The organism is Micromonospora fiedleri (assembly GCF_016774385.1).
Lineage (GTDB): Bacteria > Actinomycetota > Actinomycetes > Mycobacteriales > Micromonosporaceae > Micromonospora > Micromonospora gifhornensis.
On the sequence record NZ_JAETXL010000007.1, the window covers coordinates 98,807 to 123,933 of the forward strand.

24 protein-coding genes and 1 pseudogene are annotated in these 25,127 nt (G+C 70.7%); 15 read left to right on the forward strand and 10 right to left on the reverse strand.

Annotated features, from left to right (window positions below):
• Positions 1 to 39: 39 nt before the first annotated feature.
• Positions 40 to 960, reverse strand: coding sequence for a proline dehydrogenase family protein (locus tag JMF97_RS20235; RefSeq protein ID WP_013736088.1), 921 nt, complete (start codon positions 958 to 960; stop codon positions 40 to 42).
• Positions 961 to 1,155: 195 nt separating this feature from the next.
• Here JMF97_RS20235 and JMF97_RS20240 point away from each other — a divergent pair, with 195 nt between their 5' ends.
• Genes JMF97_RS20240 through JMF97_RS20250 form a run of 3 tightly spaced genes read left to right on the forward strand, consistent with a single transcriptional unit; the run spans position 1,156 to position 3,182 of the window.
• On the forward strand, positions 1,156 to 1,437 hold the full coding sequence (locus tag JMF97_RS20240; RefSeq protein ID WP_307817016.1) for a hypothetical protein: 282 nt from the start codon (positions 1,156 to 1,158) through the stop codon (positions 1,435 to 1,437).
• 1 nt (position 1,438) lies between these two features.
• Positions 1,439 to 2,605: a glutathionylspermidine synthase family protein gene (locus tag JMF97_RS20245; RefSeq protein ID WP_013736090.1), complete on the forward strand. Its 1,167-nt coding sequence runs from the start codon at positions 1,439 to 1,441 to the stop codon at positions 2,603 to 2,605.
• A 19-nt stretch (positions 2,606 to 2,624) separates the two neighbouring features.
• Complete coding sequence (locus JMF97_RS20250) at positions 2,625 to 3,182, forward strand: CGNR zinc finger domain-containing protein (protein WP_013736091.1); 558 nt, start codon at positions 2,625 to 2,627, stop codon at positions 3,180 to 3,182.
• A 7-nt stretch (positions 3,183 to 3,189) separates the two neighbouring features.
• Here the strand turns inward: JMF97_RS20250 and JMF97_RS20255 are convergent, their stop codons facing one another.
• Together JMF97_RS20255 and JMF97_RS20260 are read right to left on the reverse strand one after the other, a co-directional pair.
• Positions 3,190 to 3,996: a sugar phosphate isomerase/epimerase family protein gene (locus JMF97_RS20255; RefSeq protein WP_193386277.1), complete on the reverse strand. Its 807-nt coding sequence runs from the start codon at positions 3,994 to 3,996 to the stop codon at positions 3,190 to 3,192.
• A gap of 76 nt (positions 3,997 to 4,072) precedes the next feature.
• Entirely contained in the window at positions 4,073 to 5,017 is a 945-nt protein-coding gene (locus tag JMF97_RS20260) for a Ppx/GppA phosphatase family protein (protein ID WP_203222975.1), read from the reverse strand.
• A 72-nt stretch (positions 5,018 to 5,089) separates the two neighbouring features.
• Between JMF97_RS20260 and JMF97_RS20265 the strand changes: the two genes are divergently transcribed.
• Positions 5,090 to 5,899, forward strand: coding sequence for a DUF3109 family protein (locus tag JMF97_RS20265; RefSeq protein WP_203222976.1), 810 nt, complete (start codon positions 5,090 to 5,092; stop codon positions 5,897 to 5,899).
• A gap of 18 nt (positions 5,900 to 5,917) precedes the next feature.
• Here the strand turns inward: JMF97_RS20265 and JMF97_RS20270 are convergent, their stop codons facing one another.
• On the reverse strand, positions 5,918 to 6,601 hold the full coding sequence (locus JMF97_RS20270) for a response regulator transcription factor (RefSeq protein WP_203222977.1): 684 nt from the start codon (positions 6,599 to 6,601) through the stop codon (positions 5,918 to 5,920).
• Positions 6,602 to 6,618: 17 nt separating this feature from the next.
• Positions 6,619 to 7,908 (reverse strand): ATP-binding protein, encoded by a 1,290-nt coding sequence (locus JMF97_RS20275; RefSeq protein WP_307817017.1) that lies wholly within the window; start codon positions 7,906 to 7,908, stop codon positions 6,619 to 6,621.
• Between the two features lie 202 nt (positions 7,909 to 8,110).
• Here JMF97_RS20275 and phoU point away from each other — a divergent pair, with 202 nt between their 5' ends.
• Positions 8,111 to 8,752, forward strand: coding sequence for a phosphate signaling complex protein PhoU (phoU, locus tag JMF97_RS20280; protein WP_203223222.1), 642 nt, complete (start codon positions 8,111 to 8,113; stop codon positions 8,750 to 8,752).
• A gap of 75 nt (positions 8,753 to 8,827) precedes the next feature.
• On the opposite strand, the gene JMF97_RS20285 is transcribed toward phoU, so the two are convergent.
• Positions 8,828 to 9,595, reverse strand: coding sequence for a phosphoglyceromutase (locus tag JMF97_RS20285; protein WP_102658196.1), 768 nt, complete (start codon positions 9,593 to 9,595; stop codon positions 8,828 to 8,830).
• A gap of 148 nt (positions 9,596 to 9,743) precedes the next feature.
• Between JMF97_RS20285 and JMF97_RS20290 the strand changes: the two genes are divergently transcribed.
• Together JMF97_RS20290 and JMF97_RS20295 are read left to right on the forward strand one after the other, a co-directional pair.
• A complete protein-coding gene (locus JMF97_RS20290) occupies positions 9,744 to 11,051 on the forward strand; it encodes an MDR family MFS transporter (protein ID WP_203222978.1) in 1,308 nt (435 codons plus the stop codon).
• Positions 11,052 to 11,120: 69 nt separating this feature from the next.
• Complete coding sequence (locus tag JMF97_RS20295; RefSeq protein WP_307817018.1) at positions 11,121 to 12,461, forward strand: MFS transporter; 1,341 nt, start codon at positions 11,121 to 11,123, stop codon at positions 12,459 to 12,461.
• A 459-nt stretch (positions 12,462 to 12,920) separates the two neighbouring features.
• On the opposite strand, the pseudogene JMF97_RS32045 reads toward JMF97_RS20295, so the two are convergent.
• Positions 12,921 to 13,298, reverse strand: a pseudogene (locus JMF97_RS32045) (hypothetical protein); the annotation flags it as partial.
• On the opposite strand from JMF97_RS32045, the gene JMF97_RS32385 reads away from it, so the two are divergent.
• The gene (locus JMF97_RS32385) at positions 13,192 to 14,139 is read left to right on the forward strand and encodes a hypothetical protein (protein WP_238359744.1); all 948 of its coding nucleotides are present in this window, start codon (positions 13,192 to 13,194) and stop codon (positions 14,137 to 14,139) included. The pseudogene JMF97_RS32045 and the gene JMF97_RS32385 overlap by 107 nt on opposite strands.
• A 147-nt stretch (positions 14,140 to 14,286) precedes the next feature.
• Here JMF97_RS32385 and JMF97_RS20305 read toward each other — a convergent pair whose 3' ends face one another.
• Both JMF97_RS20305 and mshA read right to left on the reverse strand, forming a co-directional pair.
• Positions 14,287 to 14,913: a type III secretion system chaperone family protein gene (locus JMF97_RS20305; RefSeq protein ID WP_203222980.1), complete on the reverse strand. Its 627-nt coding sequence runs from the start codon at positions 14,911 to 14,913 to the stop codon at positions 14,287 to 14,289.
• Between the two features lie 21 nt (positions 14,914 to 14,934).
• Positions 14,935 to 16,281, reverse strand: a complete 1,347-nt coding sequence (gene mshA, locus JMF97_RS20310) for a D-inositol-3-phosphate glycosyltransferase (protein ID WP_203222981.1) — start codon at positions 16,279 to 16,281, stop codon at positions 14,935 to 14,937.
• A 184-nt stretch (positions 16,282 to 16,465) separates the two neighbouring features.
• Here mshA and JMF97_RS20315 point away from each other — a divergent pair, with 184 nt between their 5' ends.
• Positions 16,466 to 17,266, forward strand: coding sequence for an SDR family NAD(P)-dependent oxidoreductase (locus tag JMF97_RS20315; protein WP_203222982.1), 801 nt, complete (start codon positions 16,466 to 16,468; stop codon positions 17,264 to 17,266).
• 11 nt (positions 17,267 to 17,277) lie between these two features.
• The gene (locus JMF97_RS20320; protein WP_203222983.1) at positions 17,278 to 18,069 is read left to right on the forward strand and encodes a class I SAM-dependent methyltransferase; all 792 of its coding nucleotides are present in this window, start codon (positions 17,278 to 17,280) and stop codon (positions 18,067 to 18,069) included.
• A gap of 214 nt (positions 18,070 to 18,283) precedes the next feature.
• On the opposite strand, the gene JMF97_RS20325 is transcribed toward JMF97_RS20320, so the two are convergent.
• Complete coding sequence (locus tag JMF97_RS20325; RefSeq protein WP_273543896.1) at positions 18,284 to 19,405, reverse strand: UDP-N-acetylmuramate dehydrogenase; 1,122 nt, start codon at positions 19,403 to 19,405, stop codon at positions 18,284 to 18,286.
• Between the two features lie 31 nt (positions 19,406 to 19,436).
• Here JMF97_RS20325 and JMF97_RS20330 point away from each other — a divergent pair, with 31 nt between their 5' ends.
• The 5 genes from JMF97_RS20330 (at position 19,437) to JMF97_RS20350 (ending at position 25,113) form a co-directional block, all read left to right on the forward strand.
• Positions 19,437 to 20,201: a maleylpyruvate isomerase family mycothiol-dependent enzyme gene (locus tag JMF97_RS20330; protein ID WP_203222985.1), complete on the forward strand. Its 765-nt coding sequence runs from the start codon at positions 19,437 to 19,439 to the stop codon at positions 20,199 to 20,201.
• 279 nt (positions 20,202 to 20,480) lie between these two features.
• Complete coding sequence (locus JMF97_RS20335) at positions 20,481 to 21,788, forward strand: ABC transporter substrate-binding protein (protein ID WP_203222986.1); 1,308 nt, start codon at positions 20,481 to 20,483, stop codon at positions 21,786 to 21,788.
• A gap of 117 nt (positions 21,789 to 21,905) precedes the next feature.
• Positions 21,906 to 22,913, forward strand: coding sequence for a carbohydrate ABC transporter permease (locus tag JMF97_RS20340; RefSeq protein ID WP_203222987.1), 1,008 nt, complete (start codon positions 21,906 to 21,908; stop codon positions 22,911 to 22,913).
• On the forward strand, positions 22,910 to 23,743 hold the full coding sequence (locus JMF97_RS20345) for a carbohydrate ABC transporter permease (protein WP_203222988.1): 834 nt from the start codon (positions 22,910 to 22,912) through the stop codon (positions 23,741 to 23,743). The genes JMF97_RS20340 and JMF97_RS20345 overlap by 4 nt, the downstream gene beginning before the upstream one ends.
• The gene (locus tag JMF97_RS20350) at positions 23,740 to 25,113 is read left to right on the forward strand and encodes a GH1 family beta-glucosidase (protein WP_203222989.1); all 1,374 of its coding nucleotides are present in this window, start codon (positions 23,740 to 23,742) and stop codon (positions 25,111 to 25,113) included. The genes JMF97_RS20345 and JMF97_RS20350 overlap by 4 nt, the downstream gene beginning before the upstream one ends.
• Positions 25,114 to 25,127: the final 14 nt, after the last annotated feature.

Here is a 25,127-nt window from a genome sequence, read left to right on the forward strand (position 1 = left end):
AGCGAGGTCCTGCGGGGAGTCCCGACGCCCGGGCGGCGACTACTTGCGCGAGGTCAGGGCGCGAGCGAAGAAGGCGAGGTTGGCGGGGCGCTCGGCGAGCCGGCGCATCAGGTAGCCGTACCAGTCGTCGCCGTACGGCACATAGGTGCGCACCGTGTAGCCGTCACCGACCAGCCGGTCCTGCTCCTCGGGCCGGATGCCGTAGAGCATCTGGAACTCGAACCGGTCCGGCGCACGGTCGAACCAGCGGGCCCGGTCCTCGGCGATGGCGATCAGCCGCGGGTCGTGGGTGGCCAGCATGGGAAAGCCGTCACCCGACATCAGGATGTTCAGGCACCGGACGTACGACTTGTCCACCTCACGAGGCGACTGGTAGGCCACCGACTCGGGCTCCTTGTACGCCCCCTTGCACAACCGCACCCGCGACCCGGCCGTGGCCAGATCACGGCAGTCCGACTCGGTACGCCGCAGGTACGCCTGGAGCACCGCTCCGGTCGACGGGTAGTCCTTGCGCAGCTTGGCCAGGATGTCCAGGGTCGAGTCGGTGGTGGTGTGGTCTTCCATGTCCAGGGTGACAGTGGTCTGCGCGGCCTCGGCGGCAGCGCAGATCGCCCGGGCGTTGTCGTAGGCCAGCTGCTCGTCGAAGGCTTGACCGAGCGCGGAGAGCTTGACGCTCACCTCGGCGGCAGGGGTCAGTCCCGCCTCGGCGAGCCGCCCCAGCAGGGTGAGGTACTCGTCGCGTACGGCGGTGGCCTGTTCGGGGCTGACCGTGTCTTCGCCGAGGTGGTCGAGCGTGACCGCGAGGCCGCCGTCGACGAGTTCGCGGGTTGCGCGCAACGCGTCGTCGGTCTGCGCGCCGGCGACGAACCGGCGTACGACGTCCCGGGAGAACGGGGCCGTCGCGACGAGCCGCTCGACCCGGGATGACCGGGAGGCGGCGAGGATGACGGAACGGAGCATGAGCCGAGCGTAACGCCCACCCCACCGCGCAATTGCGGCCCCGGCCCACCCCGCCCGCGTTGTAAGGAAGGGCCCCCTTTTAACACTTGAGTGTGAGAAGGGGACCCTTCCTATACCGCAGGCGTTAACAAGGGGCCCTTCCTTACCACCGAGCCCGGGGCGACGAGCCTGGCGTTCATCGGTTACAACGATGGCGTGAAATCACACCCCCGACGCCGCCTCCGCTCGACCTCCGTGCAACTTGGCGCGCTCACCGCCTTGGCGCTCGCTCTCTCCGGTTGCAACCTGGTCTCCGACGACGACGATGACGACTGCGCGATGGGTCCGGGCGGGGGTGGTGACACCGTGGCGATGACGCTGCGGACTCCGGCACCCGTACCCGAGATGGGCGTCGGCAGCCCGATCACGGAGCCGGTGGCCACGGCCGTGCCCGACCGCGGTGGGTTCGGCTCCCACCAGGCCTCCTGCGGGGGCTGAGATGCGCCGCGAGCGGGTCGACCCGCGCCCCGACTGGGACGCCACCATCCGCGCCCAGGGCCTGGTGTACGTGGACACCGAACTGCCCGACGGCGGGGTGATGTCGTACTGGGACGAGACCGCCGCCTACGCCTTCGACCTGGCGGAGGTGCTGCGGCTGGAGGAGGCCACCGAGGAGCTGCACCGGATGTCGGTGGCCGCCGCCGAGCACGTGGTGGCCCGCAACCGGTACGCCGAGTTCGGCATCCCCCGGTGGGCGGCCGAGGCGGTGGCCCGGTCGCTGCGTGAGTCCCCGCCCACGCTCTACGGCCGGTTCGATCTCTGGTACGACGGCAGTTGGCCGCCGAAGATGCTGGAGTACAACGCCGACACCCCGACCGCGCTTGTCGAGGCGAGCATCATCCAGTGGTACTGGCTGGAGCACACCCGGCCGGAGCTGGACCAGTGGAACAGCCTGCACGAGCGACTCGTCGGGGCCTGGGCGAAGATCGGCGCCGGCCTGCACGACCGGCGGGTGCACGTGGTCTGGTCGAACGAGGAGGAGACCGGCGAGGACCACATGACCGCCGGCTATCTGGCCGAGACCGCCCGCCAGGCCGGGCTGGACGTCGAACTGCTGCCGATCCAGGAGGTCGGTTGGGACGGCCGCCGCTTCGTCGACCGCGCCGACCAGCCGATCACCACCTGTTTCAAGCTGTATCCCTGGGAGTGGATGCTCGCCGAGCCGTACGGGCCGCTGGCCCTTCAGCCGGGCACGCCGACCACCTGGATCGAGCCGGCGTGGAAGCTGCTGCTGTCCAACAAGGCGTTGCTGGCGGTGCTCTGGGAGCTGTACCCCGACCACGAACTGCTGCTGCCGGCGTACCTCGACTCGCCGCGCGGCATGTCGGAGTACGTCGCCAAGCCGCTGCTCGGCCGGGAAGGCGCGTCGGTACGGATCGTCACCGCGACCGGTGAGATCAACAATCCGGGCGACTACGGTGAGGAGGGCTTCTGCTACCAGCAGTTCCGGGCGCTGCCCGAGTTCGCCGGCAGCCGGCTGGTGCTGGGCAGCTGGATCGTCGACGGCGAGTCGGCCGGCACCGGGCTGCGGGAGAGCGCGAGCCTGATCACCGACGGCTATGCGCGGTTCCTGCCGCACTACATCGACGCGCCGCGAGGCGGGTGAGTCGTCTACCGTTGGAGGGGTGAACTTCGACGCGTACGCCCGGACCGGAGTTGACCTTGTCAACGCCCGTCTGGACGGCCTCGACGACCTGCGGTCCATCTTCCCTGACGACAACGCCTGGATGCGCGACGAGGTCGTGGAACGCGACCTGGCAGTGTTCCGGCGGGCGCAGAAGCGGTTGCGCGACGTCTTCGAGTACGGCACGTCCGGGCGCGATGCCGAGGCGGTGGCCGAGTTGAACTCGCTGCTGGAGGCGTTCCCGGTGCAGCCACGCATCTCGGGCCACGACTCCAGCGACTGGCACATGCACGTGACCAGCCGGGGCGCCTCGGTGAGTTCGGAATTTCTCGCCGGAGCGGTGTGGGGGTTGTCGGTCTGGCTCTGCGAGTACGGCAGCGCCCGCTTCGGCGTCTGCGCGGACGACCGCTGCGGCAACGTCTACCTGGACACGTCCTCGAACTGCTGCCGCCGTTTCTGCTCGGAGCGGTGCGCCACCCGCTCCCACGTGGCCGCGCACCGGGCCCGCAAGCGGGCCGCCGTGCCGACGCAGACCGACCCGCTGACGCCCGTCTCCTGACCTGCCCTCAGGCGTCGACCGGCGACGCGGCGCTGAGGTGCTCGCGGGCGAAGGCGAGGGACTGGCGCAGGTCCGCCTCGCGGACCTGCCGGCTCTTCGCGCCCCGGGTGGTCACCTCCACCGCGACCGAGCCGGTGAAGCCCCGACCGGCAAGCGAACGCAGCAGCTCGGCGCAGGGCTGGCCGCCCCGACCGGGCACCAGATGCTCGTCGCGGCCCTCGCCGGTGCCGTCGCCGAGATGCACGTGCGCCAGGCCGGCACCCATCCGGTCGGCCATCGCCAGCGCGTCGGTGTGCGAGGCGGCGCAGTGTGACAGGTCGAGGGTGTACGAGGGGTAACCGACCTCCGTCGGATCCCATCCGGGCGCGTACGGCACGAACTGCCGGCCGGCCATCCGGACCGGGTACATGTTCTCCACCGCGATGTGCAGTCCGCCGAACTCGCCTGTCACCTTGTCCAGCCCGTCGGCGAAGGTACGCGCGTAGTCCCGCTGCCAGGTGAACGGCGGGTGCACCACCACCGTCGGCGCCTGCAGGGTCTCGGCGAGGACGGCCGAACGACGCAGCCGCTCCCACGGGTCCGGGCTCCAGACCCGCTGCGTGACCAGCAGGCAGGGGGCGTGCACGGAGAGCACTGGCACGCCGTAGTGCTCGGCCAGCCCGCGCAGCGCACCGGCGTCCTGGCTGACGGCGTCGGTCCAGACCATCACCTCGATCCCGTCGTAGCCGAGTTCGGCGGCCAGCTGGAACGCCGCCGCAGTCCGCTCAGGGAAGACCGAGGACGTGGACAGGAGCACCGGAACGCGGGAAGTCACACCACCGAGGGTAGCCGCCGTCGATTGAACCAATGTGACGAGAACTCCACAAAGCGGGCAAAACTGGCATCCGATGTCACTCCGGAGCCAACCGATCCAGCCGGTCGAGGATCACGCCCTCCCGCAGCGCCCACGGGCAGATGTCCAACGAGTCGACGCCGAGCCGCCGCATCACCGACTCGGCGACCACCGCACCGGCCAGCAGTTGGTGCGCCCGCGCGGCACTGACCCCCTCCAGCTCGGCCAGCTGCGCGGGGGCGATGTGCCGGATGAACCCCAACACCTGGCGCAGCCCGCCCCGGGTGAGCCGGCGACGGGCCCAGATCCCGGCGCCGCTGGGCGCGGCCCCGGCCAACCGGGCGAGGGTACGGAACGTCTTGGAGGTCGCCACCGCGCGTTCCCAGCTCACCTCGGCCATCTGCTCGACCACCGGGTCGAGGAGGCTGTCGACGTACTCCCGAAGCTCCTCCACCACCTGCGGGCCGGGCGGGGCCGCGCTCTGCGGATCGACGACGAGCCGGTCCCGGGTCAACCGCCCCGCGCCGAGCGGCAGGGAGACCGCCACGTCCGGATCCTCGTCGACACCGGCCGCGATCTCCAACGAGCCGCCGCCGATGTCCAGCACCAGCAGCCGCCCCGCCGACCAGCCGAACCACCGTCGGACCGCGAGGAAGGTCATCCGCGCCTCGTCGACCCCCGAGAGCACCTCCAGGCGTACGCCGGTGGTCTGCTGGACCCGGGCGAGCACCTCGGCGCTGTTCGTCGCGTCGCGTACCGCGGAGGTGGCGAAGGCGAGCAGTTCGTCGACCTCGAGCGCGGTGGCCGAGGTGCGGGCCGCGCCGACCGCCTCGACCAGGGCGTCCGCGCTTGCCTCGGGCAGCTCACCGTCCGGCCCGAGTTGCTCGGCGAGCCGCAACACCGCCTTCTCGGAGTGCGCCGGCCACGGATGTGCGCCGCGATGGGCGTCGACCACCAGCAGGTGCACCGTGTTGGAACCGACGTCGAGGACACCCAGTCGCATGGGAGAACCCTAGGGCAACCCGTTCGCGTCACTGCCCGGCCTGCCGGGCGCACCACGCGTACGCTGGGCCGGGTGACAGGGCAGATCGAGCTTCACGTGCTGGTGGACGACCCGGCGGACCCGCGCAGCCGTGAGGTGCCGCTGGACTTTCCCCGCGAGTGGATCGAATTCGTCGATCCGGCGGACGAGCGGCACGTGGTGCGCGCCGACCTCACCTGGTTGCTCTCCCGGTGGACGTGCATCTTCGGTCAGGGCTGCCACGGCATCATCGCCGGGCGGGCCGCCGACGGCTGCTGCTCGCACGGCGCGTTCTTCACCGACTCCGACGACGAGAAGCGGGTCCGCGCGGCGGTGAAGCGGCTCACCCCGGCGACCTGGCAGCACTTCCGCCGGGGGTTCAAGAACTGGACCGAGAACGACACCGTGGACGGCAAGAACCCGGCCCGGCGGACCGCCACCCAGGACGCGGAAGGGCCCTGCGTCTTCCTCAACGACGCGGACTTCCCCGGTGGTGGTGGCTGTGCGCTGCACGCCCAGGCGCTGCGCGACGGGGTGCATCCGCTGGAGTACAAGCCGGACGTGTGCTGGCAGTTGCCCATCCGCCGGGACCAGGACTGGGTCAAGCGGCCGGACAACACCAAGGTGCTGGTCTCCACGCTGGCCGAGTTCGACCGCCGGGGCTGGGGTGCCGGCGGCCACGACCTCGACTGGTGGTGCACCTCGTCGACGGACGCGCACGTCGGGACCGAGCCGATGTACCTGTCGTACGGCCCGGAATTGACCGCGCTGATCGGCGCGCCCGCGTACGCGAAGCTGGCCGAGTTGTGCGCGACGCGGCTGCGGCAGGGCATGGTCGCCCCGCACCCCGCCGACCCGGCCTGACCGGCCGGGCCGCTGGGATCAGGGCTCGAACTTGTAGCCGAGACCACGCACGGTGACGATGTGCCGCGGCGAGGACGGCTCCGGTTCGATCTTGGAGCGCAGACGCTTGACGTGCACGTCCAGGGTCTTGGTGTCGCCCACGTAGTCGGCGCCCCAGACGCGGTCGATCAACTGCCCCCGGGTGAGCACCCGACCGGCGTTGCGCAGCAGCAGCTCCAGCAGCTCGAACTCCTTGAGCGGCAGCTGCACCGTGCTCCCGTCGACGGTCACCACGTGCCGCTCGATGTCCATCCGGACCGGCCCGGCAGCCAACGCCGCCGTGCCCGACTCGACGGTCTCGGGACTCTGCCGGCGCAGCACCGCCCGGATCCGAGCGACCAGCTCACGGGGTGAGTACGGCTTGGTGACGTAGTCGTCGGCACCGATCTCCAGGCCGACCACCTTGTCGATCTCGCTGTCCCGGGCGGTGACCATGATGATCGGCACGTGCGAGCGCTGGCGCAGCTGGCGGCAGACCTCGGTGCCGGACATCTCGGGCAGCATCAGGTCGAGCAGCACGATGTCGGCGCCCGCCCGGTCGAACTCGGTGAGCGCCGAGGTGCCCGTGGCGGCCACGGAGACCTCGAAGCCCTCTTTGCGAAGCATGTACGACAGGGCGTCGGAGAACGACTCCTCGTCCTCGACCACCAGTACGCGGCTCAACGGCCTTTCCTTTCCACTCAGCTCTGCCGGGCCTCGGCCGGACCAGGCTCGATACCAACCGACGGCAGTGTCGACAGCAGGTCGTCCGGAGGACGGGCCGGCAGCCGGAGGGTGAACGTCGACCCACCACCAAGAGTGCTCGTCACCTCGACCCGTCCGCCATGGTTGCTGGCGATGTGCTTGACGATCGCCAACCCGAGCCCGGTGCCGCCGGTCGCGCGGGAACGCGCCTGGTCGGCGCGGTAGAACCGCTCGAAGATCCGGTCCACGTCGGTGGGGGCGATGCCGATGCCCTGGTCGGTGACGGCGATCTCGACATGCTCCGGCGTGGCCCGCGCGGTGACCAGGACCGTGGTGTCCTCGCTCGAGTAGTTGACGGCGTTCTCCACCAGATTCGCCACTGCCGTGGCCAACTGACTGTCGCTGCCGTACACGGTCAGCCCGCGCTTCGCGTCCACCGTCACGGTGACCCGTCGGGCCGTCGCCGCGGTCCGGGTGCGGTCGATCACCTCGGAGATCACCCAGTCCACCGCGACCGGCTCCGGGGCGGGCTGTGGTTCGGCGCCCTGCAACCGGGTCAGCTCCAGCAACTCCTGCACCAGCCGTCCCAGCCGGGTCGACTCGTGCTGGATCCGCTCGGCGAACCGTCGGGCGGCGACCAGGTCCTCGGAACGGTCCGGCGGCCCCGCCCCGGCCGGCTCGGTGGCGTCGAGCAGCGCCTCGGCGAGCAGTTGCAGCGCACCGATCGGCGTCTTCAACTCGTGACTGACGTTGGCGACGAAGTCGCGGCGGACCCGGGCGAGACGGTGGGACTCGGTCACGTCGACCGCCTCCACCGCCACGTGGTCGTTGCCCAGCCCCATCGCCCGCAGGTGCACGCCCAGCGGGTTCTCCCCGCCGTTGTCGCGGCCCCGGGGCAGGTCGAGCTCGATCTCGCGACGCACGCCGGTGCGCCGGACCTGCCCGGCCAGGGTACGGACCAACGGATGGGCGATGACCGAACCCGGCCGAGCGCCGGTACGCAGCAGACCCAGGGCCCGCGCTGCGGGGTTGACGAGCACCGGCACGTCCTCGGCGTCGAGCACCACGACCCCCACGCGCAGCGAGTCGATCGCTCGTCGGCCGAGCCCGACCTGCACATCCTCGACGATCGTGTGCCTCCCCTTGCCGAACCGGAGCCGGCTTGACCCGCTCCGGCGGGAACTGCCCGTACGACGTGCGTCGGGAACGAGCCGGGCCAGCCACAACCCGACGACCACTCCGGCCGCCAGAGCCCCGGCCACGCTCACCGCCACCGCCCATGTCACTCGGTGATCGTAGGGTCAATCCTCGCTCGACTACCGGGCGAAAATAGGACGAAGCACGCTCACTTCCGGGAAAGTTCACTTTCGCGTCCGGCTTAGTTCACCGGCGTTCACCTCCGCGCCTCCCGCCCGCCCTACTTTGGCGGCGACCTGCGCTGATGCAACCGAACGGCGCGGGCGCACCGACGATCGACAGGACGTGAGTATGCGCGACGAGTTCCGGGCCGAACTGCAGGCCGTCAGCCAGCTGCTGGTGGAGATGGCCGAAGGCGTACGGGCGGCACTACGACAGGCCACCCGGGCCCTGCTCACCGCCGACCGACAGGCCGCCGAGACCGTCATCGAGCAGGACGCCCGGATCGACGCGCTCTACCGGCAGGTCGAGGAGCGGGTGTGTGACGTGCTGGCCCGCCAGGCGCCGGTCGCCTCCGACCTGCGAGCCATGATCACCGCGCTGCACGTGGCAGCGGATCTGGAGCGGATGGGTGATCTCGCGGACCACGTCGCCAAGACCGCGTTGCGCCGGCACCCCTCGCCCGCCGTGCCCGCGGAGCTGCGGCCGGTCTTCACCGACATGGCGGGTATCGCCGACCGGATGGCGGAGAAGATCGCGGCGGTGCTGGCCCGCCCGGACGCCGACCTCGCCGCCGAGCTGGACCGCGACGACGACGCGATGGACGAGCTGCACAAGGGCCTGTTCGGGGTGCTGCTCGGCGCGGACTGGCCGTACGGGGTGGAGACCGCCATCGACGCCACCCTGCTCGGCCGCTTCTACGAACGGTTCGCCGACCACGCGGTCAACAGCGCTGAGCACGTCGTCTACCTGATCACCGGCGAAACCGTCTGAGGCGCAAGGAAGGGCCCTCTGTTAACGCCTCGCGTATAGCAGGGGGCCCTTCTTAACAACAGAACGACGGCCGGGTCAGCGGCCCTGGTTGGCGACGGCGGCGGCGGCCGCCTTGGCCGCCTCCGGGTCGAGGTAGGTGCCGCCCAGGGTCTGCGGACGCAGCAGCGGGTCGAGGTCGTAGCGCAGCGGGATCCCGGTCGGGATGTTCAGCTTGGCGATCGCCTCGTCGCTGATCTGGTCCAGGTGCTTGACCAGGGCGCGCAGCGAGTTGCCGTGCGCCGCCACCAGCACCGTCCGGCCGGCCAGGATGTCCGGCACGATCGAGTCGTACCAGTACGGCAGCATCCGCTCGACGACGTCCTTGAGGCACTCCGTACGGGGCATCAGCTCGGTCGGCAGCAGCGCGTACCGCGGGTCGCCCACCTGGGACCACTCGTCATCGTCGGCGATGGGAGGGGGCGGGGTGTCGTACGAGCGGCGCCAGAGCATGAACTGCTCCTCGCCGTACTCCTCCAGGGTCTGCTTCTTGTTCTTGCCCTGCAGGGCGCCGTAGTGCCGCTCGTTGAGCCGCCACGACCGACGCACCGCGATCCAGTGCCGGTCGGCGGCGTTCAACGCCAGCTCGGCGGTACGGATGGCGCGGCGCATCACGCTGGTGTGCACCACGTCCGGCAGCAGGTTGTGTTCGCGCAGCAGCTCGCCGCCGCGGCGCGCCTCGTTCTCACCCTTCTCGGTCAGGTCCACGTCGACCCAGCCGGTGAAGAGGTTCTTGGCGTTCCAGTCGCTCTCGCCGTGCCGCAACAGGACCAGCGTCCCGACGGTGGGTCCCTCGCTAGCTGTCATGCCGATCATCCTGCCGTAACCCGGGATCGCTCGCGCGGGAAGGGTGGTGACGACCACCACGTGGAAAACGGGATGACCTTGCTCTCGGCGCGCCACTAGGTTGTAAGGGTCGGCTAGATCATCACTCATTACGGACGGGGACGCCGGAGTGCACGCGATACGGGGCTGGTTCCGGGACACCACCGGCGGTCTACCCAGGACCTTCTGGTACCTCTGGACCGGCACGCTGATCAATCGGCTCGGCTCGTTCGTCCTCGTCTTCCTCGCCATCTACCTGACCCAGGAGCGCGGATTCTCCGCCACCCAGGCCGGCCTCGTGCTCGGCCTCTGGGGTGCCGGCGGCGCGGTCGGCACCACCGTCGGCGGCACCCTGACCGACCGGTGGGGGCGGCGACCGACCCTGCTCACCGCCCATCTGGGCGGCGCGGTCATGATGCTCGCGCTGGGCTTCGCCCACGAACTGTGGGCGGTCGGGCTGGGCGCCCTGCTGCTCGGCCTGTTCGCCGAGGCGGCCCGCCCCGCGTTCGGCGCGATGATGATCGACGTGGTGCCCGAACGGGATCGGCTGCGCGCCTTCTCGCTCAACTACTGGGCGGTCAACCTCGGCTTCGCCTGCGCCGCGGTGCTCGCCGGCTTCGCCGCCCAGGCCGGCTATCTCCTGCTCTTCGCGGTCAACGCGAGCACCACGCTGGTCACCGCCGTGATCATCTTCGTCAAGGTGAAGGAGACCCGGACGATCACGGTCAGCACGCGGGTCGGCGCCGCTTCCGTCGGCGCGCTCCGCACGATCCTGAACGACCGGGTCTACCTGGGGTTCGTGGCGCTGAACCTGCTCGGCGCGCTGGTCTTCCTCCAGCACATCTCGATGCTGCCGATCGCGATGGCCGACTCCGGGCTGAGCCCCGCCACGTACGGCTCGGTGATCGCCCTCAACGGCGTCCTCATCGTGATCGGCCAGCTCTTCGTACCCCGACTGATCCGGGGGCGCAGCCGGTCGCACGTCCTCGCGCTGGCGGCGGTGGTGGTGGGCGTCGGCTTCGGGCTGACCGCGTTCGCCGACGTGGCCTGGTTCTACGGGTTGACGGTGTTGATCTGGACGCTCGGCGAGATGCTCAACTCGCCGTCCAACGCCACCCTCATCGCCGAACTCTCCCCGAGTGAACTGCGCGGCAGCTACCAGGGGGTCTTCTCGCTGTCCTGGCAGTTGGCCGGCGCCGCCGCGCCGATCCTCGGCGGCCTGGTCCGGGAACAGGCCGGCAACGCCGCGCTCTGGCTCGGCTGTGCCGTCATCGGTCTGGTGATGGCGGTGGGCCATCTGCTCTCCGGTCCCGCCCGGGAGCGGCGGGCCCTCGCGCTGCGCACCGCCGGGGCCCCGCCCGTGGTCACGCCCCAGTCGACCGCACCCCAGCCGGCCGCGCCGAAGGCGGCCGAGCCGGTCGCGACCACCGGCGGGTAGGCCCGCAGAGAAGCCCGAACTCCGGTCAGGCAAGATCTGTTAGGTAACCGAACAGATCCGGAGGGCGGGGTGCGCGAGCGTCGGGTGGCCACAGCCGTACGCGGGTGGTTCGCCGACACCGCCGGCGGGCTGCCCGCCACCTTCTGGTACCTCTGGGCCGGGTTGCTGATCAACCGGGCCGGCGCGTTCGCGATGCTCTTCCTGTCGCTCTACCTGACCGCAGCCCGGGGTGCCAGCGAGTCCCTGGCCGGGGTGGTGGTCGGCGCCTACGGCGCGGGCGGAGCGGCCGGGGTGCTGCTCGGCGGCGTGCTTGCCGACCGCTGGGGACGACGCTCGACCCTGGTGGCGGCGCACCTGGTCACCGCCGCGCTGATGGTCGCGCTGGCGCTGAGTCAGCACCTCGGCGTGATCGCGACGCTCGCCCTGCTGGTCGGCGTCACCCACTCGATGCCGAGCCCGGCCTTCGTCGCGGCGATCGTCGACGTGGTGCCCGAAGAACGCCGGTCCCGCGCGTTCAACCTCCAGTTCTGGGCGTTCAACCTGGGCATGGCGGTGGCCTCGCTGCTGGCCGGCCTGTTGGCCGAGGCGAGCTACGTCGCGCTCTTCCTGGTGGACGCCGGCGCCACCCTGGCCACCGCGGTGCTGATCGCGTGGAAGGTGCCGGAGACCCTACCCACCCTGCGGGCGTACGGGCAGCCGAAACCGTCTCCCGCCGGCCGCCGGCCCGGGCTGCACACCGCGCTGACCGATCGGCACTTCATGGTCTTCGTCGGGCTGACCTTCGTGCTGGCCGTGCTGACCATGCAGGCGTCGACGATCATGCCGCTGGCGATGCGCGCGGACGGGCTCGGCCCGTCGGCGTACGGGACGGTGGTGGCCCTGGGCGGGGTGCTGATCGTGCTGGGGCAACTCTTCGTACCCCGACTCATCGACCGGCGGCGCAGGGGGACCGTACTCGCCGTCTCCACCGCGCTGCTCGCGGTCGGCTTCGGCGCCCTGGCCGTCGCCGACGACCTCGTCCTCTACCTCGGGGCCTGCGTGGTCTGGACGGTCGGCTCGATGCTGGCCGCGCCCCCCAACGCGCAGATCAACGCGGACTTGGCCCCACCGGCCCTGCGGGCGCGCTACCAGTCGGTGTTCTACCTGGCCTTCCCGGCGGCGTCATTCATTGCGCCCACGCTCGGCGGATTCAGCCTGCAATCGTGGGGCGACGGCCACTGGCTGATCATGGGCGCGTTGGGCCTGCTGGCCGCCGGTGGCCATCTGCTCGCCGGGCCACCCCGCGAGCGGCGGGTCGCCGCCCTGCGCCGCACCTCCGCGACCCCGGCCGCGGACGAGGCCACTCGGACCCACCCTCCACCCAGCGCCCAACTGAAGACCCCAGCCCGCTCGGGCCGCCCTGCCGGATGATCAACACGGTTTCGGCGAAATGGTGGTTACCGGATACCGGATACCCCGGTAACCACCATTTCGGCGTAACGGCGATGGGTCGCGCCGGATAAGACGATGTGCCCGGCACGTGGGCACCGGGCACATCGGTTCATCGCTACGACCGGCGGCGGCGGGCGGCACTCACCCCCGTAAGCGACGCCCGCTCGCGCCGCCGGTCCAAACAGGCGGGCACCGTCCCCCAACGGTGGATCCACCCGTCCCCCGACACCTCGCTTGGTGCACAGATCTGATCGATCCGCCGCTCCCCCGAACGGTTCCAAGCGTGGCGCGGTGCAATAACGCTAGTTCGCCCCATGGGACGGATTCAACCTGGTTGGCTGTCTCGCCCGTCACAGCGCGCCCGTGTCCCGTTGGGCTGCTTGATGGGGCTTCGTTCACGGCTAACAGCGCATACCCGACGGCGATTCCCGCAAACCCTCACGCGTCCTCCCGATCGGGTGACTCGGTACGGAAGAAGTTGCTCTGCCGACCGTCCCGCAGCTGTTCCTGGTAAATCAGGTTCAGCCGGCGCAGGTCGAAGGTGTGGAACCACTCGTCCCAGGTGATCTCGCGGATCCGGCTGCTCTCCCGGTAACCCGGGATGTTGAAGGTCAGCACACCGGCCCGGCCGTCCCGCTCGGTCCCGCTGATCGTCGCCGGCTTCGCGCCACGCTCCCGGGCCCACCGCTGGATCACGTCGTGGTTGGTGGTGACCAGGCTCCGCCCTGGGCGCTCCGGCCGGTCCTGCAACGACGAGATCATCTGCGACGACCGCGTCGAACGGGCCGTCGATCTCCCGGTCCGCACCCCGCCACCCGCTGCGCCCGTCTTCGCCGCACCACGGGAGGCGGATACCGTCTTCGCCGCGCCACGAGCTGGTGCAGTCTTCGCCGCGCCACGGGAGGCGGGTGCCGTCTTCGCCGTGCCACGGGCGGGTGCCTGCCGGGTGGCCGCGCGCGTCGTCGTACCCGTCTTGGCGGTGCTGCCCGCTGCGGTCTTGCGGGGAGCCGCCTTCCTGGCCCCGGCCGCTGTCGTCCGCGCCGTCGACGTCGCCGTGCGGGCTGGCGCGGTCTTGCGGGCGGCGGTGGTCTTGCCGGCCGGCGCGGTCTTCGCGGCCGACGCCGTCTTGCGAGGGGCCGCCTTCCTGGCCCCGGCGGCGGTGGTCCGCGCGGTCGCTGTCGTCTTGCGGGCCGTGCTGGCCTTGCGCGCCGCCGTCGTCGTCTTACGGGCGGTACTGGCCTTACGGGCGGTGCTCGCCGTGCGGGCCGTGCCGGCGGTACGGGCGGTGCCCGTCGACGCCGTCCGCGCCGGGCCGGTCCGCTTGGCGGGTGCGGCCTTCGCCCGTCCCGTGGCGGTACGAGCCGACGCCGACTGCTTCGTCGCGGTGGTCTTCGTGCTGCTGGCACGGCCGGCCGGTCCGCTGCTGCCGCGCGCCGCCCCACCCGAACGCAGCGTACTGGCGAGCCTCTTCACCAGTTCCGGCTTGCGTAGGGCGGAGATGCCGGAGACCCCGTACCGACGGAGTTGGCCACGGATGTCGTCCACCCGCATCCGGGAGATCTCCGACTCGGAGATCCGTGGCGTGTTCGGGGTCTGGTTGCTGGCCTGCCGCTTGGTCCTGGTCGCGGTCCCGCCGCGACCCGCGCTGTTTCGCTGAGCCATGGACGCTCACGCTCCTCGACACTGAAGTCTCGGCGCGCGGCGGGTCCCAAAGCCGCACCGCGCGGTGCGGCTTACCCCGTAGCGGCGAGCTAAACCACGTCACGGTGAACGCGTTTGCCAACTCCCCTGCGGCGACCCCCGATCAAGGCCGGTCCGCGCCACCTTCCGGCGCCGCGCAGCCCTCCGGAGCTGCGCCACCTTCCGGCGCCGCGCCACTCTCCGGAGCTGCGCCACCCTGCGGAGCCGCGCCAGCGTCGGCTGCCGGGGTGTCGGCAGGGGTCTGCCCCGACGGCTCGAAGAGATGCGCGAAGGCCGCGAGGTTCGCGGTGGATTCGCCCCGCTTGACCCGCCACTCCCATTCCCGCCGGATCGAGCTGCCGAAGCCGATCTCCAGCATCGTGTCGAAGGACTCGTCGGCGTAGCTGAGCACCGCGCCGAGGATGCGGTCCAGCTCGTCGGCGTCCACTCCGGCGGGGTTGACCCGGCCGGTGAGGTAGATGTCGCCGACCGCGTCGATGGAGAAGGAGACGGCGTACATCCGCGCGTTGCGCTGCAACAGCCAGGCCCAGAGCTCCTCGCGGCGCTCGTCCGGCTGGCGCATCACGAACGCCTCGATCCGCAGCGCGTGCTCGCCCACGATCAGGTTGCAGATCGTCTTGAGCTTGTGCGTGCCGGGCAGGGTCACCGCGTACGCGCCGGGACCGGTCGGCTCGCAGGGCAGTTCCCGCTCGGCGCAGACCGATTCGATCAGAGCACCCAGGTCACTCATCGGCTCAACTCTACGGCCGGGTCAGCAGGAGGCGGCGAGGGCGGAGGTGAGATGGGCGCGGTGGGCGGTGATCGCTTCGCCGTACACGGCGAGCAGACCCTCGGCCGTACGGTGCCAGGAGAAGTTGCGGGCGTGCCGGGCGGCGCCGAGCGACAGCTCCGCCCGACGGGACCGGTCGGGCAGCAGGCGGGCCAGGGTGTTCGCCCAGTCGACCGGGTCGTGTCCGCGCACCAGCATGCCGCTGACCTGGTCGCGTACCGCGGTCACCAGGCCGCCGACGGCGGCGGCCACCACCGGCGTACCGCAGGCCTGGGCCTCCAGGGCGACCAGGCCGAAGGATTCGTTGTACGACGGCACCGCGACCAGGTCGGCCGCCTGGTACAGCAGGGGCAGCTCGGCACCGGTACGCGGCGGCAGGAAGTGGATCCGGTCGGCGACGCCGAGCGACGCGGCCAGCTCGATCAGGGCGGTGGGGCGGTCGAGTCCGCTGCCGCTGGGGCCACCGCAGATCACCACGGAAACGTCCTGGGCCAGCGCCGGATCCCGCTCGCGCAACGCGGCGATCGCGCGGATCAGCACGTCCGGGGCTTTCAACGGTTGGATCCGACCGACGAAGGCCACCAGGTAACCGGTGGTGGGCAGGCCCAGCCGGGCCCGCGCGGCACTGGTCGCGGCGTCCCGGTCACCGACCGGTGGGCGGAAGCGGTCCAGGTCCACCCCGGGCTCGACCACCGCGACCCGGGCCGGGTCGGCGGTGTACCTGTCGATCAGGTCCTGCGCCTCGACCCGGGTGTTCGCCACCAGCCGGTCGGCCTCGGCGACGACCTGCTCCTCGCCGATCACCCGGGCTTTCGGTTCGGGCCGGTCCCCGGCGGCGAGCTGCGCGTTCTTCACCTTGGCCAGGGTGTGCGCGGTGTGCACCAGCGGCACCCCCCAGCGGTCCTTGGCCAGCCAGCCGACCTGCCCGGAGAGCCAGTAGTGGGAGTGGATGAGGTCGTAGTGGCCCGGCGGGCGGGCCGCCTCGGCACGCAGTACGCCGGCGGTGAAGGCGCAGAGCTGGCCGGGCAGTTCCTCCTTGGTCAGCCCTTCCAACGGGCCGGCCATCACGTGCCGGACGTGCACCCCCGGGGCGACCTCCACCACCGGCGGCAGGTCACCCGAGGTGGCCCGGGTGAAGATCTCCACCTCGACGTCGGCCTCGGCCAGCCGCCGGGCGACCTCCAGGATGTAGACGTTCATGCCGCCCGCGTCCCCGGTGCCGGGCTGGTGCAGGGGCGAGGTGTGCACCGAGAGCGTCGCGATCCGCCGGGGTCTCGGCCACGGCAAAGCACCTCGCTGACGACCGACGCCGGTGTGCAATTCCGCCACTTTTGCTCCCTATGCCAGGGTTGATGCCCTACTGCACGACCGACGTGCCTCTGCGTCAACCTCCGCGCCAGATGTCATCTTCCCGATCGGCGGCTGGTAATACGTCGCCCAGGGCTGCGGGCGTGACCGACCTCATCACTGGGGAAGCTCCGACCCTCGGCGCGACAGGGGCGAGAATGGCCGGATGAGTCGTGTCGCCGTCGTCACCGGGGCATCCAGCGGAATCGGTGCCGCCACCGCCCGCCGACTGGCCGGCGAGGGCTTCCACGTACTGGCCGCCGCCCGGCGTACCGATCGACTGGCCGAACTGGTCGCGGAGATCACCGCCAGCGGCGGCGCCGCCACCGCGGTGGCCTGCGACGTCACCTCCGACGAGTCGGTCGCGGCGCTCGCCCGGGCCGCGCAGCAGGCCCCCGGGCCGGTCACCCTGCTGGTCAACAACGCCGGCGGGGCACGCGGCCTGGAACCGGTGGAGACCGGCTCGGTCGGCGACTGGCAGTGGATGTACGACGTCAACGTGCTGGGCACCCTGCGGGTGACCCAGGCGCTGCTGCCCACACTGGAGTCCTCCGGCGCCGGGACCATCGTCATCGTCTCGTCGACCGCCGGCTTCACCGTGTACGAGGGCGGTGGCGGCTACACCGCCGCCAAGCACGCCCAGACCGCGATCGCCGGCACGTTGCGGCTGGAGTTGTGCGGCCGACCGGTCCGGGTCATCGAGATCGATCCGGGCATGGTGAAGACCGACGAGTTCTCACTCGTCCGCTTCGGCGGCGACGCCGCACGGGCCGACGCCGTGTACGCCGGGGTCGCCGAACCACTGGTCGCCGAGGACGTCGCCGACTGCATCGCCTGGTGCGCCACCCGGCCACCACACGTCAACGTGGACCGTCTCGTCGTACGCCCGCTGGCGCAGGCCGCCCAGCACAAGGTGCACCGGGTGAGCGGCACGGGTGCCGGTGACCGGTCACCAGGCGGAGCCTGAGGAACGCTGCCATGGCGGCGCGTACACCCCGGCCGCTCGGAACCATCACCCGCGGCACCACCAATCCCAACCGGCTCCGACGGGTGGACAACTGGATCGTCGACACCTGCGGCGACGCGTTACGCGCCGCGCCGGACCCACTCGTGGTGGATCTCGGGTACGGCGCGAGCCCGGTGACGGCGGTGGAACTGCGCGCCCGACTGGCCGCAGGGGTACGCCCCGACGTACGGGTGGTCGGCCTGGAGATCGACCCGATCCGCGTCGCCGACGCCCAACCCGCCGCCGACCCGCCCGGCCTCACCTTCGCCCGGGGCGGATTCGAACTCGCCGGTCTGCGCCCGGCCCTGGTGCGCGCGTTCAACGTGCTACGCCAGTACGACGAGAGCGAGGTGGCCGCCGCCTGGGCCACCGTCACCAGCCGACTGGCACCCGGCGGACTGTTCGTCGAGGGCACCTGCGACGAACTGGGCCGCCTCGCCGGCTGGATCCTGCTCGACGCCACCGGCCCGCGCACGCTGACCCTGGCCGCCCGCCTGTCCACCCTGCACACCCCGGCCGAGTTGGCCGAACGGCTACCCAAGGCGTTGATCCACCGCAACGTCCCCGGAGAACCCATCCACGACCTGATCCGCGCCCTGGACGACGCCTGGCACGCCGCCGCCGGCTACGCCCCGTACGGCCCCCGCCAGCGTTGGCTGCACACCGTGGCCGCCGTACGCGCCCAGGGCTGGCCCATCCTGAACCGTCCCCGCCGTTGGCGCCAAGGCGAACTGACCCTCCCCTGGCCCTCCCCGTCCCCCTGACCCCGCTGCCCCCCGCGCCACCCCCCGACTCGACCTCCCCCGCCCAAGCTGCGCGCCGACCTGCGCGTTGATCAAGAGGTTTGTGTCGGCGGAGAGCGCTCACCCAGACGCAAACCTCTTGATCAACGCGGAGAGCCGCGGGCGCGGAGAAGCGCAGTGTGCGCGGAACCCCGAGGGGGGTGGGCGGAACCCCGGGGTGCGCGGTGGGTGGGGGTTAGAGGGTGCAGGTTATGAGGACGGGTTCGGGGTGGAGGGTTACGGCGAAGCGGGCGTGGACGCCGTCGCGGATCTCGCGGGCCAGGGTGAGGAGGGCCTCGGTGGTGGCGGTGCCGGTCTGGTTGGTGAGGGCGAGGGTGTGCTTGCTGGAGATGGCGACGCCCTCGGGGCCGGCGTAGCCCTTGCCGAAGCCGGCCTTGTCGATCAGCCAGGCGGCGCTGACCTTGACCAGGTCGCCCGCGCCCGGCCAGGCGGGCGGCTCACCGATGTCGGCGGCACGTTGCCGCAGCACCTCGTACTCGGCGGCATCGAGGACGGGGTTGGTGAAGAAGGAACCGACCGAACGGGTGTCGGGGTCGGCGGCGTCCAGCACCATGCCCTTGCCCGCGCGAAGTTCCAGCACGGTGGCGCGGGCGTGTGCCAGCGGCACCCGGTCACCGACCTCGACGCCGAGGGCGCGGGCCAGTTCCGCGTACCGGACCGGGCCGGACAGCGGCGAGCGGGCCAGCCGGAAGTCGACCCCGAGCACCACCCAACGCTCGCTGTACTTGAAGATGCTGGCCCGGTAGGCGAAGCCGCAGTCGGCGGCGTCCAGTTGGCTGATCGTCCCGGCGGTACGGTCGTACACCTGCACGCCGACGATGGTCTCGGCGACCTCCTGGCCGTACGCGCCGACGTTCTGGATCGGGGTGGCGCCGGTGGAACCGGGGATGCCGGACAGGCATTCCAGGCCGGACCAGCCGTTGCGCACCGTGGCGGCGACCAGGTCGTCCCACGGCTCGCCGGCCTCGACGCGGATGGTGACGGTCTGCTCGTCCTCGGTCAGCACCCGCAGACCCCGGGAGCGGACCAGGATCACCGTGCCCGGGAACCCGGCGTCGCCGATCACCACGTTGCTGCCCCCGGCGAGCAGAAGCACATGTTCACCCGCCTGGCGTACGTGAGCGACAATCTCCTCGGCGGTGGTTGCGGTGACGATCCGCCGGGCGGGTCCGCCTAGGCGCAATGTGGTGTATTGCGACAGTTCGCCGGAAATGACGGGTTGGGCGGCGGCTGTCGGCTGGGCGTAGACGTCAGGCACATCTTTCACCCTAGGCTGAGAGGTAGCCGTGGCACCCATTGGTGGCCCGGTCACCCCCGGGAGGATGGCGATGAGCAGAATGCACGGCAGCAAGGACTTCTGGATCGGTGCACTCCGCGCGGAGGGCCCGGCGTTCGCCGCCGCGGTCGCCGACGCCCCGCCCGAGACACCCGTGCTGTCCTGCCCCGGCTGGACGGTGACCGACCTCGCCCTGCACCTCACCGGCATCTATCAGTGGGTACGCGACGTCGCCGGGTCGGGCCAGACCACCGCGCCGGCGAACCCCCGGTCGCAGCGCCCCGAACTCGTGCCGGGGCTCACCGCCGTACAGCAGTGGCAGCAGGCGTACGACGACCTGATGGTCCTCTTCGACACCCTGGATCCGGAGGCCCCGGCCTGGAACTGGGCCCCGCAGCCGAAGAAGGCGGGCTTCTGGCCCCGCCGGATGGCGCACGAGACGGCCCTGCACCGCTGGGACGCCCAACTCGCCATCGCCGCCGGCGAACCGATCGAGGCCAAGCTCGCGGCCGACGGGGTGAGCGAGGTGCTCGACACCTGGCTGCCGGCCGGCCGCCGGGCGGCGAGCGGTCAGTGGCGCGGGGTGGTCCGACTCAGCGCGACCGACGCGGCGCAGGAGTGGTACCTGCGGCTGCGCGGTGAGGGAGTGGCGCTGCTGGACACCGGCACCATCCTCGACCACGACGAGCACCACGCCCGGGTGCACGTCAGCGCCACGGCCAGCGACCTGCTGCTCGCGCTCTGGGGCCGAGTCAGCTTCGACACCCTGACCGTGGCCGGCGACCCCACCCTCCTCGACGGGGTACGCACCGGCTGACGACAGCACGACCGGCCGGACCGGCCGGTTGATCCACCGTTACGGCGGAATGGCGGTTACCAGGGGCCCTGGTAACCGCCATTCCGCTGTAACTGCGACCTCGCATCGGTTGGCCGGCTCACTCGCGGGGCGGGGGACCGATCGCGGCGCCGTGGCCGATCTGTGACCCTCGCTGAGAGAGCGCTCTCTTGACACGTCCCGGCGGGGCACGCAGGCTACGTGAGAGCGCTCTCAGACTCATCCACCACCACTCACCCACCTGAGAGGGGTCACCAGACCATGGCCACTTTTCCCCGTCATCGCCTTGCGGCGGTCGCCTTGGCGACCGTTGGTGCGTTACTCGCCACCAGCGGCTGCGCCGGCGACGAGGACGCCGCGGGCGACGGCAAGATAACGCTCACCGTCGACGTCTTCGGACAGCTCGGCTACGAGCAGCTCTACCAGGAGTACATGGACGCCAACCCCAACGTGAAGATCGTCGAGCGGGGCACCGGCGGCAACCTCGACGAGTACTCGCCGAAGCTGACCCAGTGGCTCGCCGCGGGCAAGGGCGCCGGTGACATCGTCGCCATCGAAGAAGGCCTGATGGTCGAGTACAAGGCCAACCCGGACAACTTCGTCAACCTGCTCGACCACGGTGCCGCCGAGCTCAAGGGCAACTTCCTGGAGTGGAAGTGGAACCAGGGGCTGACCGCCGACGGGCAGAAGCTGATCGGGCTCGGCACCGACGTGGGTGGCATGGCGATGTGCTACCGCACGGACCTGTTCGCCAAGGCGGGGCTGCCCACCGAGCGCGACGAGGTCTCCAAGCTCTGGCCGACCTGGGAGGACTACATCGCGGTCGGCGAGCGCTTCAAGGCGGCCAACACCGGAGCGTCGTTCCTGGACGCGGCGACCAACACCTTCAACACCATCGTGTTGCAGACCGCCGGCAAGGCGCAGGGCTACCACTACTACGACACCAGCAACAACCTGGTGGTGGACAGCAACCCGGCGGTCAAGCAGGCCTGGGACACCACCATGAAGATCATCGGTGCCGGCCTGTCCGGCAAGTACGGCTCCTGGTCGGAGGAGTGGGTCTCGGCCTTCAAGCAGGCCAAGTTCGCCACCATCGCCTGCCCGGCGTGGATGACCGGGGTGATCGAGGGCAACGCCGGCGCGGAGGCCAGCGGCAAGTGGGACATCGCCCGGGTGCCCGGCGACGGCGGCAACTGGGGCGGCTCGCACCTGGCCGTGCCGGCACAGAGCAAGAACAAGGAAGAGGCCATCAAGCTGGTCAAGTTCCTGACCAGCCCGCAGGGTCAGATCGGCGCCTTCAAGGCCAAGGGCCCGCTACCGTCCTCGCCGCAGGCGCTTGACGACCCGGCGATCGCCGACGCCAAGAACGCGTACTTCTCCGGTGCGCCGATCGGAACGATCTTCGCCGAGGGCGCCAAGACGCTGAAGCCGGTCTACATGGGCCCGAAGAACCAGGCGGTACGCACCGAGGTGGAGAACGCCGTCCGCACCGTCGAGCTGGGACAGCGTACGCCCGAGCAGGGCTGGCAGGACGCCGTCAACAACGCCAAGAAGGCCGCCGCCAAGTAACCGGCCCGACGGCCTCCACCCCCGGCGCCGATCCAGGCCCGCCACGCTCGCCGGGCGTGCGTGGCCACCGGCCCTGGATCGGCGCGGGGCGGGGGCGTGGAAAGGAGTCAACGGGTCATGGCGTTGCAACTCGACGCGCGACCGCCGACCGCGCCGACACCGGGCCGGTCCCGGCTGTCGCGGGCCGGCCGGCTCAGCCGGATCGACGCGAAGTACTCGCCCTACCTCTACATCGCCCCGTTCTTCGTGATCTTCGCGATCTTCGGGGCCTGGCCGCTGGCGTACACCTTCTGGGTTTCCTTGCACGACTGGGACCTGCTGGGCAGCAATCCCACCTTCATCGGCGCGGACAACTACACCCGACTGCTGGCCGACGGCGACTTCTGGCACTCGGTGGTCAACACCCTCGGCATCTTCGTCCTCAGTACGGTGCCGCAGCTGCTGCTGGCGCTCTGGCTGGCCAACCTGCTCAACCGGCAACTGCGGATGCGTACCGGCTGGCGGATGGCGGTGCTGGTGCCCAACGTGACCTCCACCGCCGCAGTGGCGATCGTCTTCGGGGTGCTGTTCGGTCGCGAGTTCGGCATGATCAACTGGCTGCTCGACCTGGTCGGCATCGACGGGATCGAGTGGAAGTCCAACCGGTTCGCCTCCTGGGTGGCCATCTCCACCATGGTCGACTGGCGGTGGACCGGCTACAACGCCCTGATCTTCCTGGCCGCGATGCAGGCCATCCCCCGCGACCTGTACGAGGCGGCGGCGATCGACGGCGCGAACCGGGCCCGGCAGTTCTGGTCGGTCACCGTGCCGCTGCTCAAGCCGACGATCATCTTCTGCGTCATCATCTCCACCATCGGCGGGCTGCAACTGTTCACCGAGCCCCGGCTGTTCCACTCCGGCACCAACGCGATCCGGGGTGGGCCGCTGCGCGAGTCGCAGACGATGACCATGTACATGTTCGAGAACGCCTTCGCGCCGTACTACAACTTCGGCTACGGCTCGGCGGTGGCCTGGCTGCTGTTCGCCCTGATCGCCATCGTCGCCGCGATCAACGTACTGATCATCCGCCGGCTCGGTTCCTCCGCCCGACCGCCGGAGGGCAAGCGAAAGGGAGGCTTCCGATGAGCCGGCTGTGGCGGGCCAGTCCGCTCACGTACTTCGCGTTGGTCGCCGCCGGGGTCCTGTCGGTCTTCCCGATCTACTGGATGTTCGTGGTGGCCAGCCGTTCCAGCGACGCGATGGGGCAACTGCCGCCGCCGGTCACGCCGGGCGGCAACCTGGGCGCGAACATCTCCCGGCTGTTCGCCAACACCGACGCGTACTTCCTGACCGGTCTGATCAACTCGGCGATCGTGGCGATCACGGTCACCGTCTCGGTGGTGTTCTTCTCCTCGCTGGCCGGGTTCGCCTTCGCCAAGCTGCGCTTCCGGGGCAGCAACGCGCTACTGATGATCATCATCGCGACGATGATGGTGCCCACCCAACTCGGCATCATCCCGCTGTACATGCTGATGACGAGGCTGAACCTCAACGACCGGCTGCCCGCGGTGATCCTGCCCGCCCTGGTCACCGGCTTCGGTGTGTTCATGATGCGGCAGTACGCCGGACAGGCGATCAGCACCGAGCTGATCGAGGCGGCGCGGGTGGACGGCTGCGGCACCGCACGGATCTACTGGAACGTGGTGCTGCCCGCGTTGCGGCCGGCCATCGCGGTGCTCGGGCTGCTCACGTTCATGACCACCTGGAACGATTTCCTGTGGCCGTACGCGGTGCTCAACGATCCGGAGAACCCCACCGTGCAGTTGTCCCTGCGGGCCCTGTCCGACGGCTACTACCAGGACATGTCCCAGGTGTTCACCGGTACGGCAATCGCCACGCTGCCGCTGCTGCTGGTGTTCGTACTGTTCGGACGCCAGATCATCGGCGGAATCATGGAAGGTGCGGTCAAATCGTGAGTGGAATCCGGTTCCCGGAGAATTTCCTGTGGGGGGCGGCGACGGCCGCCTATCAGATCGAGGGGGCGGCCCGCGACGACGGGCGCGGGGAGTCGATCTGGGACACCTTCAGCCGCACACCGGAGAAGGTGTACGCCGGGCACACCGGCGACGTCGCCTGCGACCACTACCACCGGTACGCCGACGACGTGGCGATGATGGCCGAGCTGGGCCTTCAGGCGTACCGTTTCTCGGTTTCCTGGCCCCGGATCCAGCCCGACGGCAGCGGCCCGGTCAACCCGCGCGGCCTGGACTTCTACGACCGGTTGACCGACGCGCTGCTGGGTCGGGGCATCGACCCGATCGTCACCCTCTACCACTGGGACCTGCCGCAGACGTTGCAGGACCGGGGTGGTTGGACGGCGCGGGAGACCGCCGAGCACTTCGCCACCTACGCCGCCGCCGTGTACGCCCGGCTCGGTGACCGCATCGACACCTGGACCACGCTCAACGAGCCCTGGTGCTCGGCGTACCTCGGCTACGGCAACGGTGTGCACGCACCCGGGGTGCAGGACCCGGGTGCCGCCTTCAGCGCCGTACACCATCTGCTGCTGGCGCACGGCCTGGCCACGCAGGCGCTGCGCGCGGGCGGTGCCGAGCGCGTCGGCATCACCCTCAACCCGGCCGACGTACGCCCCGCCGACGCGGACAGCGCCGCCGACGCCGACGCGGTACGCCTGGTCGACGGCCTGCACAACCGGATCTTCCTGGATCCGCTGCTGGTCGGCGGCTACCCCGACGACGTCCGTGAGCACGTGGCCCGGATCGTCGAGCCGGTGTTCGTCATCGACGGCGACGAGAAGATCATCGCGGCGCCGATCGACCTGCTCGGGATCAACTACTACGCGCCGACCTACGTCGCCGGGCGACCGGACGGCGCGGGTGGCGGCGGCGCGTACCCGGGCACCGCCGCAGCTGTGGAGTTCCTGCCGCCGGTCGGCCCGCTGACCGACATGGGCTGGATGATCGAACCGGCCGGGCTGACCCGACTGCTGGAACGCATCGCCACCGACTACCCGCCGGTGCCGCTGATGGTCACCGAGAACGGCGCGGCGTTTCCGGACAAGAGCAGCTCGGACGGGACCAGCCCGGTCCGCGACGACGACCGGATCGCGTACCTCGACGGGCACCTGCGTGCCGCGCACGAGGCCATCGCCCGGGGCGTCGACCTGCGCGGCTATCTCGTATGGTCATTGCTGGACAACTTCGAGTGGGCCGAGGGGTACCGCAAGCGGTTCGGCATCGTGCACGTCGACTACCTCACCCAGCGGCGTACACCGAAGTCCAGCGCCCGGTGGTACCAGGAGGTGATCTCCCGGAACGGGCTGTGACAAGGCGGTGGTTT

Excerpts from the sequence above, each read along its gene's own strand:
- JMF97_RS20235 (WP_013736088.1), bottom strand. The coding sequence starts at position 960 with ATGCTCCGTTCCGTCATCCTCGCCGCCTCCCGGTCATCCCGGGTCGAG.
- JMF97_RS20245 (WP_013736090.1), top strand. The coding sequence starts at position 1,439 with ATGCGCCGCGAGCGGGTCGACCCGCGCCCCGACTGGGACGCCACCATC.
- JMF97_RS20260 (WP_203222975.1), bottom strand. The coding sequence starts at position 5,017 with ATGCGACTGGGTGTCCTCGACGTCGGTTCCAACACGGTGCACCTGCTG.
- phoU (WP_203223222.1), top strand. The coding sequence starts at position 8,111 with ATGCGCGACGAGTTCCGGGCCGAACTGCAGGCCGTCAGCCAGCTGCTG.
- JMF97_RS20285 (WP_102658196.1), bottom strand. The coding sequence starts at position 9,595 with ATGACAGCTAGCGAGGGACCCACCGTCGGGACGCTGGTCCTGTTGCGG.
- JMF97_RS20305 (WP_203222980.1), bottom strand. The coding sequence starts at position 14,913 with ATGAGTGACCTGGGTGCTCTGATCGAATCGGTCTGCGCCGAGCGGGAA.
- JMF97_RS20315 (WP_203222982.1), top strand. The coding sequence starts at position 16,466 with ATGAGTCGTGTCGCCGTCGTCACCGGGGCATCCAGCGGAATCGGTGCC.
- JMF97_RS20320 (WP_203222983.1), top strand. The coding sequence starts at position 17,278 with ATGGCGGCGCGTACACCCCGGCCGCTCGGAACCATCACCCGCGGCACC.
- JMF97_RS20325 (WP_273543896.1), bottom strand. The coding sequence starts at position 19,405 with ATGGGTGCCACGGCTACCTCTCAGCCTAGGGTGAAAGATGTGCCTGAC.
- JMF97_RS20330 (WP_203222985.1), top strand. The coding sequence starts at position 19,437 with ATGAGCAGAATGCACGGCAGCAAGGACTTCTGGATCGGTGCACTCCGC.
- JMF97_RS20335 (WP_203222986.1), top strand. The coding sequence starts at position 20,481 with ATGGCCACTTTTCCCCGTCATCGCCTTGCGGCGGTCGCCTTGGCGACC.
- JMF97_RS20340 (WP_203222987.1), top strand. The coding sequence starts at position 21,906 with ATGGCGTTGCAACTCGACGCGCGACCGCCGACCGCGCCGACACCGGGC.
- JMF97_RS20345 (WP_203222988.1), top strand. The coding sequence starts at position 22,910 with ATGAGCCGGCTGTGGCGGGCCAGTCCGCTCACGTACTTCGCGTTGGTC.